We start from the raw sequence: 16,939 nt of genomic DNA, 5'->3' as shown, positions 1-16,939 counted from the left end.
TCATGTCCGTTGATCGGGTGATTGTTTTCGGCACATCGAAGGGGGCGCTCGCCAAGACGCTCCCCCTTCGATGCCGGGTAGAGTTCAAATGGCGATCAGGGATGATCGTCGGCGGGCTCGTCCACCAGTGTGGAAAGAGCCTTTGCGGCACTCCATGCCGCCGGAAATCCGGCATATGGAGCGGTCTGTACGATGGCTTCCTCGATCTCGGTTTTTGTCAGGCCGTTGGTCAAAGCAACACGGAGGTGATTTTCGAGTTCGTCGGTCTGACGGAGCGCTATGAGCGCGCCAATCGTGACGAGGCTGCGTCCCTTGCGGTCCAGCCCGCCACGGGCCCAGACTTTTCCGAAAACGAACTCCAGCGACAGGTCCGCAATCGCGGCCTCCGCGCCAGACTTCTGTGCCAGGCTTGTCATTTTATCCGCCCGGGCCTCGCCACGAAGCTCCGCATAAACGCGGACACCGTCTGAATGATGCGCGATCATGCCCGGACGGCGCCCAGCAACGCTTTGGGTTCGAGATAGGACTGGAGCCCGAACACGCCGTATTCGCGGCCGATGCCGGATTGCTTGAACCCGCCAAAGGGCACTTCGGGATCGTGCTGAGCGCCATTGATCGATACGCGCCCGGCCTGGATCTGGCTGGCGATGGCCGTTGCCCGCTGGGAGTTCGAAGAAATCACATATGCATACAGGCCATAAGAGGTGTCATTGGCGATTCGGATCGCATCTGCCTCGTCTTCATAGCTGATGAGGCACAGTACCGGACCAAAAATCTCTTCCCTGGCGATCGTCATGTCGTTGGTAACGTTCGCGAAGAGAGTCGGACGGACGAAATAGCCACCAAGGCCTTCGGGATGGCCTTCGCCTCCGGCGACGAGCGATGCACCTTCCTCGATGCCCACCCGGATATACCGCTCCACTCGTTCATACTGGGTTTGGCTGACCATCGGGCCAATCATCGTTTCAGGATCGCGCGGATCGCCCGTTTTGATGCCAGCAATGTACGTTTTCGCCAAAGCCATGGCCTCGTCGGTCCGCGCAGCCGGGATCAGAATGCGCGTTCCGTTGATGCAGGCCTGACCGTTGTTGCCAAGTCCCGCCTGCAAAGCGAGCGGAATCGCTGTGGCGAAATCAGCGTCTTCGAGGATCACTGTCGGAGACTTGCCGCCAAGTTCGAGGGTCACGCGCTTCATGGTGTCGGCAGCCGCCCGCATGATTGACTTGCCGACAGCGGTAGAGCCGGTGAATGATATCTTCGAGATGTCCGGATTTGCGGTCATCTCGGCGCCGACAACGTCACCACGTCCATTGACGATATTGAAGACTCCGGCCGGGGCGTCGGCTTCATGCAGTGCTTCCAGCACGACCTGCGTTTGGGTCGCGCTCATCTCGCTAGGCTTGATGACGGCCGTGCAGCCAGCGGCGAGAGCATAGGCGAGCTTGTTGCAGATGAAGCTGGCATTGCTGTTCCATGGCGTGATGAGGCCGGCGACGCCAATCGGCTCCATAACAACTTCGGCGGTGCCAATCTTCTGGATCAGGTCGTACTTCTCAAGCGCGCGGGCTGCGTCGAGGAAGCTGGTCGCTGCGTGATCGGCCATCCACGACGAGCGGGAAACTGGCGCTCCATACTCAACCGTAATCGCCTCGATCAGTTGATCTCGCTTGGCCGCCATGGCGGAATGCATCCGTTGGAGCAGTGCGAGGCGATCGGCCTTCGTGGTGCGGGACCACGAGGCGAAAGCACGTTTCGCTGCAGCGATCGCGGCGCGCGTGTCTTCAACGTCTCCGAGCCGGACGCGGCCGATAACCTCGTCCGTGGCCGGATTATGGAGATCGAATAGCTCGGTACCGTGCGGGAGCACAAATTGGCCATCGATATAGATTCGGTCGATTGTTCGCATGGTTATTCCTCTACTGAATTTACTTCGAGATATGCGGCATCGGCGTTGATCTGATAAGACTTACAATTAGAGACAGGGTGATGAAGAGAATTGCGCAATGGGTAAGGTAACAATTGCTGAGCTGGAGGCGGTCGCCGCGGTTGCTCGGCACGGAGGGTTCCGAGCAGCCGCGCGAGAACTTGGAGTGTCCTCATCGGGTCTCAGCCACGCCATTGCCGGATTGGAGGACCGGTTGGGTCTGCGGCTATTCAATCGCACGACGCGCAGTGTCGTGCTCACGGCGGCAGGCGAGCAGTTTGTTCAGGAGATTGCACCAGCGCTTGCCGTCATCGAAGGAGCTATCGAGAACGCAGGCGAGTATCTCACGCAGCCCTCAGGGACGTTGAGGCTCAATATGGCCCTCGGCGCAGCGCGCTTCGTCCTCGAGCCCCTGGTGATAGAATATCTACGTCGCTACCCGCTCATGCAGATCGAAGTCGCTACGGAGGACGAGCTGGTCGACGTTGTCGGTCGGGGTTTCGATGCTGGGGTCCGCATGGACGACCTGGTGCCGCCCGACATGATCGCGGTGCCAATCATGTCCAGCGTGGACCAGGCGATCGTGGCTTCGCCGGAGTATCTTCAGCGGCGCCCCTTGCCGATCACGCCCCAGGATTTGTTGGAGCATGAGTGCGTTCGCGCGCGCATGGCCAGCGGCGGGATCTATCGCTGGCAGTTCGCTAAAGCCGACAATCACTTCACTTTGGATGTTCCGGGCCGGCTCGTGCTGGACGACAGCGGGCTCATGCTGGATGCCGCCCTACAAGGAGTGGGGTTCGCCTACCTTCCAGAACGCACGGTTGCACAACATCTCAGCGCAGGGCGTTTGAAGAAGGTCCTCGAAAACTGGATGCCCTCGGAGCCTGGCCTTTCTCTCTATTATCCTGGACGTCGTCATGTTCCCCGAAAACTGCGAGCGTTTATCGAGCTCGTTCGTGAGCGCGCCCGAACGGAAGATCGCGAATAACATGCGGAACCCTGGCGGCGGCTGCCATCGGCATCGCTCTGCATAGAGGGCCCTTGGAAAGCGGCCGGTCGTTTGGAAAAACGCCTGGGCCAGAGATGCTCACCGGAGCGAATCTTTGCGATCTGATCGCCTTTCGTAGGACGAACCGAAATCGCGAGATCGCGCCAAGGCGAGTATCTTATGCAGATTTGGGTTGCGGTTAGAGCTCAGCCAAACTGCAATCCGAAGAAGGGGCTCGTCACCGGACAGCCGTCGCACCACAATGTCAGATCTTCGCGCGCCAACGATTGATTCATGGCCTGCTGCCGGTTCTGTGGACACGAGGTTAAGCTAATTGGACCACCCCTCGTCCGGATAATGCGGCCTCAATCCGCACTCGCGATTCCCGCGATCTAGCCGACATGGGCGTCGATCCAAGCGCGCGTTTGCTCAAGAACCTCGTCAGATAAGTCAGGATCGTCGACCGCTCTGGCTAGGATGACTGCCCCCACCATGGCCGCCCAGCTTCCGATCGCTGCACGACGCGTCTCGGCCGAATCCTCGTCCGGAAGCGCCTGCTCAATACGCGCAATCTGGGAGCGCAGACCTTCGGTCATGGTCGCCTTCGCGGCTGGCGTCTGGAGGCGAATGGCGGCGGCCAGACCCGCCGTCGGGCATCCGTTGCCGGGATTATCCCGATGACCAGGCGCCAGGTAGGAACGGACGAACCCGCTGAAATCGCCCTCTCCGACACTGTCTGCGGCGAGCGCATGCGCCAGAGTCTGCGCCACCAGATCGTCCTTTGATGTGAAGTGTCCATAGAAGCCGCCATGGGTCATGCCGGCCGCCTTCATGACCTCCGCGACGCTCACTGCGTCGAACCCCTTCTCCTTAAACAACCGGCTGGCGACGTCCAGAATCCGGCGGCGGTTCTCCGCCATCTGTTCTCGGCTGACCTTCATTTTCAGAATTCTCCGCGATACCCGTTGACATTTACATGATGGTCATCATATTTAAATCCAATCATGATGTCCATCATGAATATAGTATCAATGACAGAGAAGAGCAAACCGATGAGCCAAGTTTCCGCAGTCCTGATTACCGGCGCCTCCACGGGCATCGGCGCTACCTATGCCGAACGCTTCGCGCGCCGCGGACATGATCTCGTGCTGGTTGCCCGAGACGTGGCGCGTATGGAAGCGCTTGCGGGCCGTCTGCACCAGGAAACCGGCGTAACGATCGATATACTCCAAGCCGATCTCACCCTGCCGACCGATCTTGCCGAGGTTGAGACCCGGCTGCGCGACGATGCACGCATCGGCATCCTCGTCAACAATGCCGGAACGGCGATCGGCGGAAGCTTCGTCGACCAGAGCGTCGATGACATGAGCAAGCTTGTGGCGCTTAACGCGACCGCGCTCGTCCGCCTTGCCGGCGCAATTGCTCCGCGTCTTGCCAAGGCTGGCGAGGGCGCGATCGTCAATATCGGCTCGGTCGTTGGCTTGGCACCGGAATTCGGCATGACGGTTTATGGTGCGACCAAGGCCTTCGTGCTCTTCCTGTCGCAGGGGCTTGCCCACGAACTTGGGCCCAAGGGCGTCTACATCCAGGCGGTACTTCCCGCCACGACCCGGACCGAGATCTGGGATCATGTCGGCGCCGACGTCAATGCCATGAACAATGTCATGGAAGTGGGCGATCTGGTGGACGCCGCCCTGGTCGGGTTCGACCGCCGCGAACCGGTGACCATCCCGTCGCTGCACGATGCGGGCCAGTGGGACGCCTTCGATGGCGCGCGCAAAGCCATGCTCGGCAATCTCGCCAATGCGCTTCCCGCTGAACGGTATCGCACGCCCACCTGAGCATCACTCGTTCGGCAAACCAACCACTGCAGAAAAACACCACAGGTAAATCATAACCAACAATACGCTTTTCGAACCCACCGCCCTTGGTGCCATGACCCTTTCAAACCGGATCGTCATGGCACCGCTCACGCGTAACCGAGCTGGCGAAGCTTCGTGCCCAGCGACCTGACCGTTGGGTATTACGCCGAGCGCGTTTCGGCCGGTCTAATCATTTCCGAGGCCTCCCAGATTTCTCAACAGGGGCAGGGCTATCAGGACACGCCCGGCTCATGCCAGCAACTGCGGGACAGGCAGTGCGGGCCCTTGCTTGGTGTTTGACTACATCGAGCGCTTCTACAACCCTCGGCGGCGGCACTCGACACTGGGCTGTCTCAGCCCCGTCGAGTTCGAGGGGCAAGCTATGTTAGCTTAACCTGGTGTCCACGAAGCCGGCAGCAGGCCACCCTGCGAGAAGCTAAAATTCGTGTGCCTGATTGGAGGCCAAAACGAATTAAAGCGGGTGCAGGAATGTCTCGGTGAAGGTGTTGGTCCGGAAAGACGGGACCAACACCGCATCAACGTGAACGCCGGATCACCTAAGATCCTGTGACGAAAGGCAGACGTCTCTGGGACTCTCCCGTCAGTCGGCGCACTGCGTTCGAAATGGCAGGCGCCGTCATCGGCACTCCGATTTCGCCGCCACCGCTCGGCGCCTCTCCGGACTCGACGAACCGCACCTCAATCTCCGGAATGTCCGAGATCCGGATCGGCTCGTAGTCGTAGAAGTTGCTCTGGTCGATCTGTCCTTTCGTGAAGGTCGAGCGTTCGCGCAGAACGCTCGACAGGCCGAACAGGATGCCGCCCTCGACCTGGGCACGGTAGGCTTGGGGGTGGATGACAATTCCCGGGTCGATGGCAGTCCAGAAGCGGTGAACCCGTAGCCTCTCGCCCTCGTAAGACACCTCCGCCACGCCTGTCGCCAGCGTTTTCTTGTACCCGGCGAAGGCGATGCCATGCGCCCGGCCCTCGGGAGGGTTGCCGAAGTCGGACATCGCGACCGCCGCGTCGAGAACGGCGAGCGCCCTTGGCGATCCGGCGAGCAGCCTGCGCCGGTAGCTTACAGGGTCGATGCCGGCGCGCTCGGCCAGCTCGTCCATGAAACACTCGCGAGCGAAGCAGTTGGGCGCCCAGCCGATGCCGCGCCAGGCAGAGAGGCGCGATCGCCGGGGTACCAGCACGTGTTCGGCCTGGAAGGTGCCGAAGTCGTAGTCGCTGCTTTCGGCGCCCTCCATCACCAGGAGGTCGCGACGGGTTTCCGGGTTCCAGCGATCGGGCATGGCGAACTGGAAGATCGAGGGCGAGGCGATCCGGTGGCGCAGGGCAGTGGGATAGCCCTCGGCGTCGAGCGCCGCATCCAGACGCTGTACGGTCGCCGGGCGGAGCCATCCGTTCTTGACGTCATCCTCGCGCGTCCAGACCAGTTTCACCGGGCGTCCCGCCGCTTTCGACAGCAGCAGTGCGTCGCGCATCTGTTCGCGGGCAAAAACGGTCCGCCGTCCGAAGGCGCCGCCCATCTGCATCGCATGGAACCGGATGCGGTCCGGAGTGGTGCCGAGAACGGCGGCGGCGATCATGATCGAGGCGGTCTGGCTCTGGGTGCCGAGCCAGATCTCCGCGCCCATCCCGTCGGCATCGACCGAGGCGACTGCGTTCAGCGGCTCCATCTGGGCATGGTAGACATGCTCGGTCGTGTAGGTGCCGGTCACGACATCGGCGGAGGAAAAAGCCGCCTGATCACCGCCACGGCTTTCCCAGACCACAGCGTCTGCGGACATGTCGTCGGCGGCCGCGGCCAGGGCGGCCAATTCGTCGGCGCTGTTGGCTTTTCGGAAAGGTGAGGTCTCGGTCCAACGGACGTCCAGGGCATCCCGCCCGGCGAGGGCCGCCGTGTAGCTGCGGGCCAGCACGGCCACAGCATGATCCATCACGATGACATCCACCACGCCGTCGACAGCGCGGGCGTCGGTGTCGGAGTTCAGGGTCGGCGTCTCGCCTTCGACCGGGGAGAGCAGCAGGGCGCCATGCAGCATGTCCGGCACCTCCACGTCGATGGAATAGACGGGTGCCCCGGTCGTCTTGCCCGGAATGTCCAGCCGTTCCACATCGGTGCCCATGATGGACCAGTCCGCGCGGAGCTTCAGTTCGGCCTGGGGCATCTCGCCGCTCGGCCACACAGGATCGGGCAGGGCTGCGACCTCGCCATAGGTCATAACGGCGCCAGTAGGCTCGTGCAGGACTGTGCTTTGCCGCGTCGTGACCTCCTCGGGGGGAACGCCCCAATGCGCGCCGGCGATCCGGATCAGGATCTGGCGGGCCTGTGCTCCGGCCTGCCGTAGATAGGTGAAGTATCCCTCAACCGACGAACTGCCGGCCGCGAAGAGAATGCCCCCCGCCATGGGATTGCCGTAGACCCCCTCGGGATCCGTGCTCACCTGCTCGGAAGCGACGGTGGACCAGTCCGCATCCAGCTCCTCGGCGACGATCATGGGCAGCGAGGTGCTGACGCCCTGACCCATCTCGGCAGAGCCGAACATGATCGTCATGCGATTGTCGGGTGTGATCGTCACCCATGCGGTGACCCGGCCGTCCGGTAGCGGCTGCGCCTCCGTGGCGGAGGGAAGGACAGCGGCGCTGCCGGTGGCCAGAAGAGCAAAGGACAGGGCGCCGGACCCCTTGAGGAAGCCGCGGCGCGTGGGATGCCTGGTGTGAACCTTCATGGATCAGCCCTCCTGTGCGGCGCGCTCGATGGCGCGGATGATGCGGGGATAGGTGCCGCAGCGGCACAGGTTGGCGGACATTTCATCGACAATCTCCTGTCTGCTTGGCCGGGGATTGTTCGCCAAGAGAGCAGCGGCCCGCATGATCTGGCCCGACTGGCAGTAACCGCATTGCGGCACCTGCTCGGCGATCCAGGCCTGCTGCACTCTGTGGTCACCTGTTTCCGAAAGCCCCTCGATGGTGGTGATTTCGGCACCTGCGGCATCGCCGATCGTCATCTGGCAGGAAAAGGTGGCCTGCCCGTCGATATGCACGGTGCAGGCGCCGCACATACCGGCGCCGCAGCCGTAGCGCGTGCCCTTCAGCTTCAGTTCGTCCCTCAGCGCCCAAAGAAGAGGCGTGTCGGGGGCGGCATTCACGTCGACCGTCCGGCCGTTCACGTTGAGAGTGACCATGTTGGCTCCTTGTCGTGGATGTTGCTGTGGGATTTGTCGGATCAGCCGCCGGTGCTGGCGTCCTGAAGGAAGGCGATGATCGCCGCGCGCTGCTCCGGGTCCGGAATGCGCACGGCCATCGTCGTTCCGGGGACGGTGTCACGAGGGTTTTCCAGGAAGGCGTCCAGCGTTGGCGCATCCCAGACCAGATCGACCTCCTGCATGGCTTGCGAGTACCGGGCGCCATCGAGCGTCCCGGCCTCGCGTCCGACAACCCCCGCGAGGGACGGACCGCTGCCGCGCCGGCCGGGCTCGATGCTGTGGCAGGCCGCGCAGCGTTGCCTGAAAAGGCGCTCGCCTTCGACGCTCTGCGCGTGGGCCGGGGGCGAGGCCAGAGCTATCATCAGGGCAAGGGCGCCACCGCCCCAGACAGGCCAATGGTGCTCGGACGAGGCAAGGGGTGATCGGAGCATGGCGCTATCCTTTCCGGATGATCTTGGTGGTGTGGAAGCCGACCGGGCCGAAGCGAAACGGAGGTGGAACAGGCGGTTCTGTCGCAAGACGGGGTCTGACGGTGTGGTCATCGCGGAGCTCCCATGCGGCCTTCATCCTTGGAAATCTGAGTGCGGCAGGGCCGAACGGCATGCCTGAAGCTCTGAAATACTTGCCTAAAGCCACGATCTTGATAGGGCTCGCCGCGGGGAGGGGGCGACAGCCGACCTTGAAGACCGGTGTGATTGAAGCGCTACAAGGCGCGGTTCGCATGGACGACGTAGCCCTGCCAAAAGGCATGCTGCCAGATCCGTTGAAGTCGCGATGCTGGGCCATGTCGATGTTCTTTCCAATCCTGCAACGACCGGCTTTCCGCCGCTCTCGGACAAGAATGGGGCTAGCCTATTGGAAAGAGTAGGCGCCTTCTGCTACTTTGACTGTGAAGCAAATCTAATTAATTGTTGCCATGCGCCAGAGTGATCTCGAGTCCTTCCTTGCAGTTGTGCGTCACGGCAGCTTCAGAGCAGCCGCGCGCGAGCGGGGGCTGACCGGTTCTGCACTCAGCCAGACCATTCGCGCGCTGGAGGAAGACCTCCAGGTCCGCCTCTTCAACCGGACCACCCGAAGTGTGGTCCCGACAGAGGCCGGTGATCTGCTCGCCCGTCGTCTCACGCCGGCACTCGCCGACATCCGTGCCTCGCTCGATGAGGTGCGCTCGATCGGCGGCCGACCCTCTGGCCGGGTGCGGATGAACGCGCCTGCGCCTGCGCTCGATTGGCTGATTGTGCCGCACCTGCCGGAATTTCTGCGAAGCCATCCCGACATTGCCGTGGAGATCATCGAGGACGCGAGCAATGTCGATATCGTGGCCGAGGGATACGATGTCGGCATCCGACTAGGGCTGGAGATGGCTCAGGATATGATCGCGCTGCCGCTGGGACCGGAGCAGGACTACGCCGTTGTCGGGTCGCCGGAATATTTGGAGCGCGAGGGGTGGCCCGAAACGCCCCAGGATCTGACTCTTCTTGACTGCATCCGGCACCGGTTTCCGAGCGGCACGATCTTCCCGTGGCGGTTCCGGATAGGCGAGGAGGACATCGCAATCGTGCCGCAGGGCCGCCTGACCGTCAGCAATGCCCGCCACGCGGTCGAGGCGGCTACCGCCGGGATCGGTCTGGCCCGTGTTGCTCTTCCCTATGCGCAAGGCGATCTGCGGCAGGGGCGTCTGGTCAGAATTCTGGACAGGTTCTCGCCTCAGCTTCCGGCTTGGCATCTCTACTATCCGAGCCGTCGGCACATGCCACCGGCGCTTCGTGCCTTCATCGATTTCTTCATGAAGGCGGCCCGATAGGCCCGGGGGCGCGGGGACGACGATCTGCGGATCGTCGCGGCGCCACCCGCTTGCGCAGGTCAGAGACCCAGTTGGGCGCGATGCGGGCGCAGAGTCATGGCATCCTGTTTCGGAGGGCTGCCGAACAGCCGCGAATATTCGCGACTGAACTGCGACGGGCTTTCGTATCCTACCTCGAAGGCGGCTCTGGTGACGTTCGCCGCTTCCATCACCATCAGCCGCCGGGCCTCGATCAGACGGAGCTGCTTCTGATACTGCAGCGGTGTCATCGACGTCAGCGTCTTGAAGTGCTGATGAAAGGACGACGGGCTCATGCAGGCGACATCGGCCAGTTCCTCGATCCTGACCGGCCTCCTGAAATCCCGGCGCAGGTGAAAGATCGCGTCGGCGATGCGCTGCGTATGGCTCTCTGAACGAACCATCTTGGCGATCTCTCCGCCGTTTGGCCCGACGAGCAGCCAATAGTAGAGTTCCTGCATGATGGCGGGATAGAGCACCGGCACAGCCTCCGGCATCTCGAGCAGCCTGACCAGCCGGGCAATGCAATCTTGCTGAGCGTCGCTGAGCTGTTCGACGAAAAGCCCCGAGCCGTCCGAGGCGGTGGAGGGCGGCGTCGGCAGCTTGTCCAGAACCGCGCGGATCATGTCCATGTCGAACTCGATCGTCATGCCGAGGAATGGCTCTTCGGAACTGGCCTGCGTCACACCCCCGTACCCCGGCAGCTCGACACTGATCGCAAGAGCGGTGCCCGCGGGATAATCCAGCACCGTTTCGGCAACCTCGATCCTCTTGGCCCCTTGCGCCACTATGCAGAGCGAGGGTTTGTACATCTTGCGAAACGGTAGCCGTTTCTTGGTGCTGCACATCAGAAAGAGGTTCTCGACGGGAGTTGAGGACAGTGCATCGGGGCCGCCATGTGCGGCGACATAGCTGGCAAAAGCATCGGCAAGATCGGTTTTCACAGCGGCGCTCCCGGTCAGTTTCTCGGAACCGAATATGGTTGATCCTTCCAGCGCTGACCAGACGCTTGGAGTTTCAGGCAGGTTTTTGCACGGATCAGGCAAGCGATGCCGATCGTACGACTTCATCTTTGGGTGAAACGAGCAAAGCCTGGAAACGTCGATGACTGCATTGCCCTCTCTCTCTCTCCGAAACCCTGCCAATATAGGAGTGCGTCCTTTCAGACCGGGGAGGTCCGACATGGTTGAACTCAAGATCTGTCGGACCAAGGCGTCAGAAGCGAAGAGCGGACCGCTCTTGACGCGATCAACTGCCGAAGGCGCCGCCGCCCGATTGCTCCGCTGCCCTCCTCATCTGCGTGGGCACGCAGTCGACAGGCGCGCCGAGGGCTCCGACACGCTCCGCTTTCTTCGCTCCTGGAAGGCGGCGCCGCTTCGTGTGGCCGCAATCGCCCCGTCCAGCGGGGCGCTGGCCGCTCTCATAACCTCGGAAATCGAGATGCACCATGCCCCCGTGATTGAACTCGGGCCGGGAACAGGGGTGTTCACCAAAGCCCTGATCGCGCGGGGCCTCGATCCGGAGGCACTCACCCTGATCGAACTGGATGCCGAGTTCGCATCATTGCTCAGGGTACGATTTCCTCAGGCGCAGGTCTTGGAGATGAGTGCGGCGCGTCTGCGGGTACAAACGCTCTTCAGTGGCCGCAAAGCAGGGGCCGCCATTAGCGGCCTTGGTTTGCTGTCGATGTCGCCGCGCACGGTGATGGCGATCCTGGCCGGAACCTTCTTTCACCTGCGGCCCGATGCAGCGTTCTACCAATTCACATATGGACCGCGTTGTCCGGTGCCCCGGCCAGTGCTCGACCGCCTGGGACTTGATGCCGAGCGTATTGGCGGCACGTTTCGGAATCTGCCCCCGGCCTCCGTCTACCGGATCAGACGGGTCTCTCCCGCGCCGCAACGCCTTTATTCAGCACACGGATACTGAACGGATGACCAAATGGACAACGAACGACATTCCCGACCTGACCGGCCGCTCGATGGTGGTGACCGGCACGGGAGGGATCGGATTCGAGACCGCATCGGCGCTGGCGCAAGCGGGGGCGGAGGTTATCGTCGCCGGCAGGAACCCGGTCAGCGGTGCCAAAGCGGTTGCGCTCATCCGCGCCAGATCGCAGACGGCCAATGTCGTCTTCGAACAGCTTGATCTTGCGGACCTGTCTTCGATCGCGGCCTTTGGCGAAAGGCTGCGTGCCACCCGCGAGAGCCTGCATGTGCTGATCAACAACGCAGGGGTCATGGCGCCGCCCGCACGACGTCTGACGTCCGACGGGTTCGAGCTTCAGTTCGGCACGAACTTTCTGGGGCATTTCGCGCTGACCGCACAGCTCTTGCCGCTCCTGCTGAGGGGCGAGGACGCCCGGGTTGTATCCCTGAGCAGCGTTGCGGCGAATGGCGGAGAGGTGAATTTCGAGAACCTGAATGCCGAGCGGTCCTACAAGCCGATGGTGAACTACAGCCAGTCGAAGCTTGCCTGCCTCATCTTCGCGTTCGAACTGCAAAGGCGCAGCGACGCAGCGGGATGGGGCGTTGCAAGCATCGCCGCGCATCCCGGGATCTCGCGCAGCGATCTGATCCCCAATTCCGCGGGCCGATGGGATTTCAGCAGGATCGTTCGCACGGCCTTGCCGTTCCTGTTTCAGCCCGTCGCAAAGGGCGCCTTGCCCAGCCTCTACGCGGCGACGTCCCCGAACGCGCGCCCGGGGGGCTATTACGGCCCCGATCGTCTGGCGGAGACGCGGGGGCACCCATCCCCCGCGCGGATCGTCGATCGGGCGAAGGATGTAGAGGTCGCGGCGCGTCTGTGGAGTGAAGCCGAGAAGATGACGGGCGGGTCGTTCGATCGCGCCGTCTCAAGCAAGTCCTGAAGAGCGCGGCCTTCCTGCAGGGACCATCCGAGTGGGGCGGCCCGCAGCGAGGGACGCCTTGCCTCTGCGGGGACCTGCCATGTCATCTCATCGCGTTGAAACCGCAATCGAACGACTGCTTGCCTGTCCCCGATGTGACGCGCTCTATCGGGAGGCCGACCTTGATCACGGTAAAACGGCGAGATGCCGGCGGTGCCGCCTACGAAGCCGCGCTGGCATCTGGTACACGAGCGGGACTGGGACGAGCGCGGCTGCGGTCTCTATCCCAGGGTGAGGCGCGGACATTTGCTGACGGGGACGCGGCGTCGGCGCCCCAATCCTGAATACTGTGCGGCGGTCAATGGGCATGGATTGTACCTCCGGTGTGGCATGGCGCCGTGACGGGCGCGTCTCGATATCGGTTTGCATGGTGCACTCTGGTCAGTTCACGCGTTCCCATTCGATTTCGATGCGCGTGCCTTCAGGTCGTGTGAAGGTTTCGAACATCCGGTCGCCCTCCACGGTGAGAGTAAGGTCTTCGGTGGTGCGTGTGCTGCCAATCCAATTCGGAAAGGTGGCGCCCTCGACGCGGTTGCCGCTGAACACTCCGTTTTCGTCCACCGAGTAAGTGCCGAAGAATGCGATGCTTTGCGCCATCGCCATGCGATTTTCCTCGTCAGTTCCTTCGCCCCGTACATCTGACGCGAAGCGGGGCGTATCCCCGTTTGTGAGCACTTCGATGAAATGCATGTCGGGTGTGAAAACCAGCATGCTGTTTGGCTTCCGGCCGTAGGGAAGGACGTTCTCGCCGCCCGGGTCGAGCGTCGCCTGCACCATGCGCCAGGTGCCGACGATCTCATTGGGCGGCTCAGCTTGCGCCAGCGCGGGCAGAGCGGCGATAGACAGGGTGAGGGCGGTGGCCATATGCCTAAGATTCATGGTTCGTCCGATCTTTTTGCTGTTTGGCGGGAAAGGGATGATGCCGCGGCTCTCTGAAATCAGAGGTCCGTCCGGTCTGCCGCGAGGGCCACGTCGCATTGCGCTTCGAGCGCTGCGAGGCGTGTCCTCAGGGCCGCGGAGATCGAGTCGTAGGCCGTGCTGCCCAGGGTCAGGCGAAGGGGGGGCTTACTGCTGTCGGCGGCGTCGATCATCGCCGCAGCGGTCCGGGCCGCGTCCCCTTTCAGCACGAAGCTGCCGTCGCCAATCGCCCGGCGCACCGCACCGGCGGGGGTGTCCGCGTAAGTATCGGATGCCGCGGCCACCACGAGGTTGGCGCCGAAGTTCGTTCCCGTGGGACCGGGTTCTGCAATGACGCAGGATATCCCGAAGGGCGCCACCTCCTGCGCGAGGGACTCGACGAAGCCTTCGATGCCCCATTTGGTGGCATGGTACAGGCTGAAGCTGGGATAGGCGATCTGGCCGCCTTCCGAAGAGACCTGAACGATACACCCTCCACCCTGTCGGCGCAGGTGGGGCAAGGCGGCCCGGATCAGGTGGATCGGACCGGTCAGGTTGGTCGCGATCTGCCGGCCGATCTCTGCCGCGTCCAGCTCCTCGGCGGCTCCAAACAGGCCATAGCCCGCATTGCTGACGATGACGTCAATCCTGCCGTGCCTGTCGAAAACGCGGTCGACGGCGTGCCGGAGGCTGTCAGGCTCGGTAAGGTCAAGCAGACAAGCGTCGAAGCGGTTCGGATATTGCTCCGAGAAATCTTTCAGCGAGTCCACGCGGCGGGAGGTGCCGATCACCCGGTCGCCTCGTGCGAGCAATTGGGCGGCCATTTCGTTGCCGAGGCCGGAGGAGGTGCCGGTGATGAACCAAGTTTTCGTCATGCGAATATCCTTCGGTTTTGGCGGTCCCTTCTGATCTAGGTGCTCCTATTGATGCTATAATGGCTCCAATTTCGGATTGCCTGGTGAGGAAAGTTCACGAATGACGAGACCCAGCCTGAACGATCTCTCCGCCTTTGCAGCAGTCGCGCAGCATCGAAGCTTTCGCAAGGCGGCGGATGTTCTCGGCGTGTCGCGATCCTCTCTCAGCCACGCCATCATCGGGCTGGAGGAGAAGCTGGGCGTGCGCCTGCTCAACCGCACGACCCGAAGCGTCTCGCCGACGCAGGCGGGCGCCGACCTGCTCGAAAGGCTCAATCCGGTTCTCCGGGATCTTGACGATGCGCTCGATACGCTGTCGGAGGTGCGTGGCCGCCCGAGCGGGATATTGCGCATCAACGCCAATAAAAGCGGCGCCCGGATTCTGCTGCGCAAGGTGGTGCCGCGGTTCCTGACGAACTGTCCCGATGTCGAACTGGACCTGGTCTCGGAGGGCGAGCTTGTCGATATCGTCGGGCAGGGCTTCGATGCGGGGGTTCGTCTCCTCGAAGCCGTTCCACAGGACATGGTCGCCGTGCGTTTGGGTGGTGAGACACGCTTCATTGCCGTGGCCGCTCCGGCTTACCTGCGCGACCATGGGAGGCCGCGCACACCCCAGGATTTGCTGGCGCATGTCTGCATCAGGCAGCGCCTGCCCAGCGGCAAACGCTATCGGTGGGAATTCTCGAAGCAGGGCACCGAAGTCGCCCTGGATGTCCCCGGCGCGCTGACCCTGGACGACAACGACCTGCTGGCCGAGGCCGCAGCGGCGGGTCACGGCATTGCCTATCTGCCGGAGCACTTCGCGCAGCCATTCCTCGGCGACGGGCAGCTTTGCGCGGTTCTGGAAGACTGGTGTCCGCTCATTGACGGGCTCGCGCTTTACTACCCCCGCAACCGGCACATGCCCTCGCCCCTGCGGGCCTTCATCGACACTTTGAAGGCGATGAAACTCGGGACATAGGCTCGGGAAGGGCTTGACCGGCGTGCCGGTGTTGCAGCCGCGCCGCGATGCGGTTTGCGTCTGTGAAGAGGTCCTCGATCGTCCCGTGATCATCGGGCACGGCGTCCGCGATCGCCTCAAGCGAGGCGATCACGTCCTTGCAGGCAGACAGGGGCGGGCTCCAGCGCCTGGCTGCGGAGAGACTGGAACCGGAGGATGTGGCCGAAGTGGCCGTGAGCGGGTGGGATGCGATGATCCTGCGCTGCACCGAGCCGGGCAATTCCTGATTGCAGGAATAGGCAGGTTTAATCGAGCTTTGAGCATTCGATCTCAGGCGACACTGATTAGGTTGAAGCTCGAAGCGAGGCCATGCGCCGGAACAGACCATGGCGGCCCAAGGCCATTCTTTCGGACCGGGAGCCGGCCTTTGCTTCGCACCTGAATGTGACGCTTCCCCAGAGGATGCCTGCGTCGCGCGATGGCTCATGCGCCCGCATGTCCCAACCCGGCGGCGTGGCCCGAACCCTCGCGGGGCTCAAATCGAAGAGGCCTGTAGCATGACTGAACCGAACGACACCCCTGGCACGTCCCGCCGCACCTTTCTGGCGCTCACTGCGGCAGGCCCGGCAGCCCTTGCTCTCGGCGGAGCGGCGTCTGCACAGACGGCCCCAGAAGTAACCACCCTGCCCGGAAGCGGCCGCGCCGCCATCGTGACCGGATCGTCTCGCGGAATTGGCGCGGCCACCGCCAGACGGCTGGCCCGAGACGGCTTTGCCGTCACCGTCAACTGCCTGGTCAATACCGATCTGGCCGCGCAGGTCGTTGCCGAGATCGAAGCCGGGGGCGGGCGGGCGATCTGGCGGCAGGCTGACGTGGCCGATCCGGATGCAGTACGCGCCCTGTTCGCGGCCAACGAAGAGGCCTTCGGCGGCGTCGATGTCGTTGTCGGCAACGCTGGCATCATGAATGTCGGCACCTTTGCGAATATGACCGACGACGCATTCGATCGCATGATCGCCACCAACGTGAAGGGCGGATTCAACACCCTTCGCGAGGCGGCTCGCAATGTGCGCGACGGCGGCCGCATCATCACCCTTTCATCGGGCATCGTTCGACAAACGCCTCCGGCCGCCGCCGCCTATGCCGGCACGAAGGCGGAGCTGCAGATTTATGCACGTGTTCTCGCCAAGGAACTTGCCGGAAGAAACATCACGGTCAACGCGGTCGCCCCGGGCGCTGTCGACACCCAATTGCTGCGCCAGCACGGGGAAGAAGCCTTGCGAGGCATCCCAGAGGCAACGCCGCTGCGTCGGCTCGGGCAACCGGAGGACATCGCCGAAGTGATCGCCTTGCTCTGTTCCGAAGGCGGTGGCTGGGTCAATGGAGAGACCGTCTACGCGAATGGCGGTCTGAACTGAAGCGCGACGGGCCGGAGGCCCTGAGGCAGGGCCGGACGCGCTGGCACCACGAAG

Annotated in this window: 17 protein-coding genes and 2 pseudogenes; 10 read left to right on the top strand and 9 right to left on the bottom strand. The window is 62.9% G+C overall.

Annotated features, from left to right (window positions below; translation table 11 throughout):
- Nucleotides 1-95: 95 nt before the first annotated feature.
- Both NUU27_RS02715 and NUU27_RS02710 read right to left on the bottom strand, forming a co-directional pair.
- A complete protein-coding gene (locus NUU27_RS02715) occupies nucleotides 96-485 on the bottom strand; it encodes a carboxymuconolactone decarboxylase family protein (protein WP_257760508.1) in 390 nt (129 codons plus the stop codon).
- Nucleotides 482-1,906, bottom strand: coding sequence for an aldehyde dehydrogenase family protein (locus tag NUU27_RS02710; RefSeq protein ID WP_257760507.1), 1,425 nt, complete (start codon nucleotides 1,904-1,906; stop codon nucleotides 482-484). Before NUU27_RS02710 ends, NUU27_RS02715 begins: the two co-directional genes overlap by 4 nt.
- 97 nt (nucleotides 1,907-2,003) lie before the next feature.
- On the opposite strand from NUU27_RS02710, the gene NUU27_RS02705 reads away from it, so the two are divergent.
- The gene (locus NUU27_RS02705) at nucleotides 2,004-2,912 is read left to right on the top strand and encodes a LysR family transcriptional regulator (protein WP_257760506.1); all 909 of its coding nucleotides are present in this window, start codon (nucleotides 2,004-2,006) and stop codon (nucleotides 2,910-2,912) included.
- Nucleotides 2,913-3,304: 392 nt separating this feature from the next.
- Here the strand turns inward: NUU27_RS02705 and NUU27_RS02700 are convergent, their stop codons facing one another.
- Nucleotides 3,305-3,853 (bottom strand): TetR/AcrR family transcriptional regulator, encoded by a 549-nt coding sequence (locus NUU27_RS02700; RefSeq protein WP_257760505.1) that lies wholly within the window; start codon nucleotides 3,851-3,853, stop codon nucleotides 3,305-3,307.
- A 111-nt stretch (nucleotides 3,854-3,964) separates the two neighbouring features.
- Here NUU27_RS02700 and NUU27_RS02695 point away from each other — a divergent pair, with 111 nt between their 5' ends.
- From NUU27_RS02695 to NUU27_RS02685, 3 genes and pseudogenes are all read left to right on the top strand, one after another.
- Complete coding sequence (locus NUU27_RS02695; protein WP_257760569.1) at nucleotides 3,965-4,753, top strand: SDR family oxidoreductase; 789 nt, start codon at nucleotides 3,965-3,967, stop codon at nucleotides 4,751-4,753.
- A 52-nt stretch (nucleotides 4,754-4,805) separates the two neighbouring features.
- A pseudogene (locus NUU27_RS02690) lies at nucleotides 4,806-5,023 on the top strand (alkene reductase); the annotation flags it as partial.
- Nucleotides 5,024-5,066: 43 nt separating this feature from the next.
- A pseudogene (locus tag NUU27_RS02685) lies at nucleotides 5,067-5,168 on the top strand (IS3 family transposase); the annotation flags it as partial.
- A 163-nt stretch (nucleotides 5,169-5,331) separates the two neighbouring features.
- Here the strand turns inward: NUU27_RS02685 and NUU27_RS02680 are convergent.
- Genes NUU27_RS02680 through NUU27_RS02670 form a run of 3 tightly spaced genes read right to left on the bottom strand, consistent with a single transcriptional unit; the run spans nucleotide 5,332 to nucleotide 8,420 of the window.
- Nucleotides 5,332-7,512: a molybdopterin cofactor-binding domain-containing protein gene (locus NUU27_RS02680; RefSeq protein ID WP_257760504.1), complete on the bottom strand. Its 2,181-nt coding sequence runs from the start codon at nucleotides 7,510-7,512 to the stop codon at nucleotides 5,332-5,334.
- A gap of 3 nt (nucleotides 7,513-7,515) precedes the next feature.
- The gene (locus NUU27_RS02675; protein ID WP_257760503.1) at nucleotides 7,516-7,968 is read right to left on the bottom strand and encodes a (2Fe-2S)-binding protein; all 453 of its coding nucleotides are present in this window, start codon (nucleotides 7,966-7,968) and stop codon (nucleotides 7,516-7,518) included.
- Nucleotides 7,969-8,009: 41 nt separating this feature from the next.
- Nucleotides 8,010-8,420, bottom strand: a complete 411-nt coding sequence (locus NUU27_RS02670; RefSeq protein WP_257760502.1) for a c-type cytochrome — start codon at nucleotides 8,418-8,420, stop codon at nucleotides 8,010-8,012.
- A gap of 485 nt (nucleotides 8,421-8,905) precedes the next feature.
- On the opposite strand from NUU27_RS02670, the gene NUU27_RS02665 reads away from it, so the two are divergent.
- Nucleotides 8,906-9,790 carry a LysR family transcriptional regulator gene (locus NUU27_RS02665; RefSeq protein WP_257760501.1) on the top strand — a complete coding sequence of 295 codons (885 nt, stop codon included), beginning with the start codon at nucleotides 8,906-8,908 and terminating at the stop codon, nucleotides 9,788-9,790.
- Between the two features lie 59 nt (nucleotides 9,791-9,849).
- On the opposite strand, the gene NUU27_RS02660 is transcribed toward NUU27_RS02665, so the two are convergent.
- Nucleotides 9,850-10,992: an AraC family transcriptional regulator gene (locus NUU27_RS02660; RefSeq protein ID WP_257760500.1), complete on the bottom strand. Its 1,143-nt coding sequence runs from the start codon at nucleotides 10,990-10,992 to the stop codon at nucleotides 9,850-9,852.
- Here NUU27_RS02660 and NUU27_RS02655 point away from each other — a divergent pair.
- Complete coding sequence (locus tag NUU27_RS02655) at nucleotides 10,991-11,737, top strand: class I SAM-dependent methyltransferase (RefSeq protein ID WP_257760499.1); 747 nt, start codon at nucleotides 10,991-10,993, stop codon at nucleotides 11,735-11,737. The genes NUU27_RS02660 and NUU27_RS02655 overlap by 2 nt on opposite strands.
- 4 nt (nucleotides 11,738-11,741) lie before the next feature.
- Complete coding sequence (locus NUU27_RS02650) at nucleotides 11,742-12,677, top strand: SDR family oxidoreductase (protein ID WP_257760498.1); 936 nt, start codon at nucleotides 11,742-11,744, stop codon at nucleotides 12,675-12,677.
- A gap of 420 nt (nucleotides 12,678-13,097) precedes the next feature.
- On the opposite strand, the gene NUU27_RS02645 is transcribed toward NUU27_RS02650, so the two are convergent.
- Nucleotides 13,098-13,580 (bottom strand): lipocalin-like domain-containing protein, encoded by a 483-nt coding sequence (locus NUU27_RS02645; RefSeq protein ID WP_257760497.1) that lies wholly within the window; start codon nucleotides 13,578-13,580, stop codon nucleotides 13,098-13,100.
- Between the two features lie 74 nt (nucleotides 13,581-13,654).
- The gene (locus tag NUU27_RS02640) at nucleotides 13,655-14,488 is read right to left on the bottom strand and encodes an SDR family oxidoreductase (protein WP_257760496.1); all 834 of its coding nucleotides are present in this window, start codon (nucleotides 14,486-14,488) and stop codon (nucleotides 13,655-13,657) included.
- Nucleotides 14,489-14,588: 100 nt separating this feature from the next.
- Between NUU27_RS02640 and NUU27_RS02635 the strand changes: the two genes are divergently transcribed.
- The 3 genes from NUU27_RS02635 to NUU27_RS02625 all read left to right on the top strand — a co-directional run bounded on the left by NUU27_RS02635 (nucleotide 14,589) and on the right by NUU27_RS02625 (nucleotide 16,885).
- Complete coding sequence (locus NUU27_RS02635) at nucleotides 14,589-15,488, top strand: LysR family transcriptional regulator (RefSeq protein ID WP_257760495.1); 900 nt, start codon at nucleotides 14,589-14,591, stop codon at nucleotides 15,486-15,488.
- A gap of 137 nt (nucleotides 15,489-15,625) precedes the next feature.
- A complete protein-coding gene (locus tag NUU27_RS02630; RefSeq protein ID WP_257760494.1) occupies nucleotides 15,626-15,754 on the top strand; it encodes a hypothetical protein in 129 nt (42 codons plus the stop codon).
- A 270-nt stretch (nucleotides 15,755-16,024) separates the two neighbouring features.
- Complete coding sequence (locus NUU27_RS02625) at nucleotides 16,025-16,885, top strand: SDR family oxidoreductase (protein ID WP_257760493.1); 861 nt, start codon at nucleotides 16,025-16,027, stop codon at nucleotides 16,883-16,885.
- Nucleotides 16,886-16,939 lie beyond the last annotated feature (54 nt).

Source organism: Nitratireductor sp. ZSWI3 (genome assembly GCF_024655565.1).
In the GTDB taxonomy this organism is placed as follows: Bacteria; Pseudomonadota; Alphaproteobacteria; order Rhizobiales; family Rhizobiaceae; genus Nitratireductor.
The sequence above is the reverse complement of the archived record's forward strand: the minus strand, read 5'-3'. Positions and strand labels throughout refer to the sequence as shown.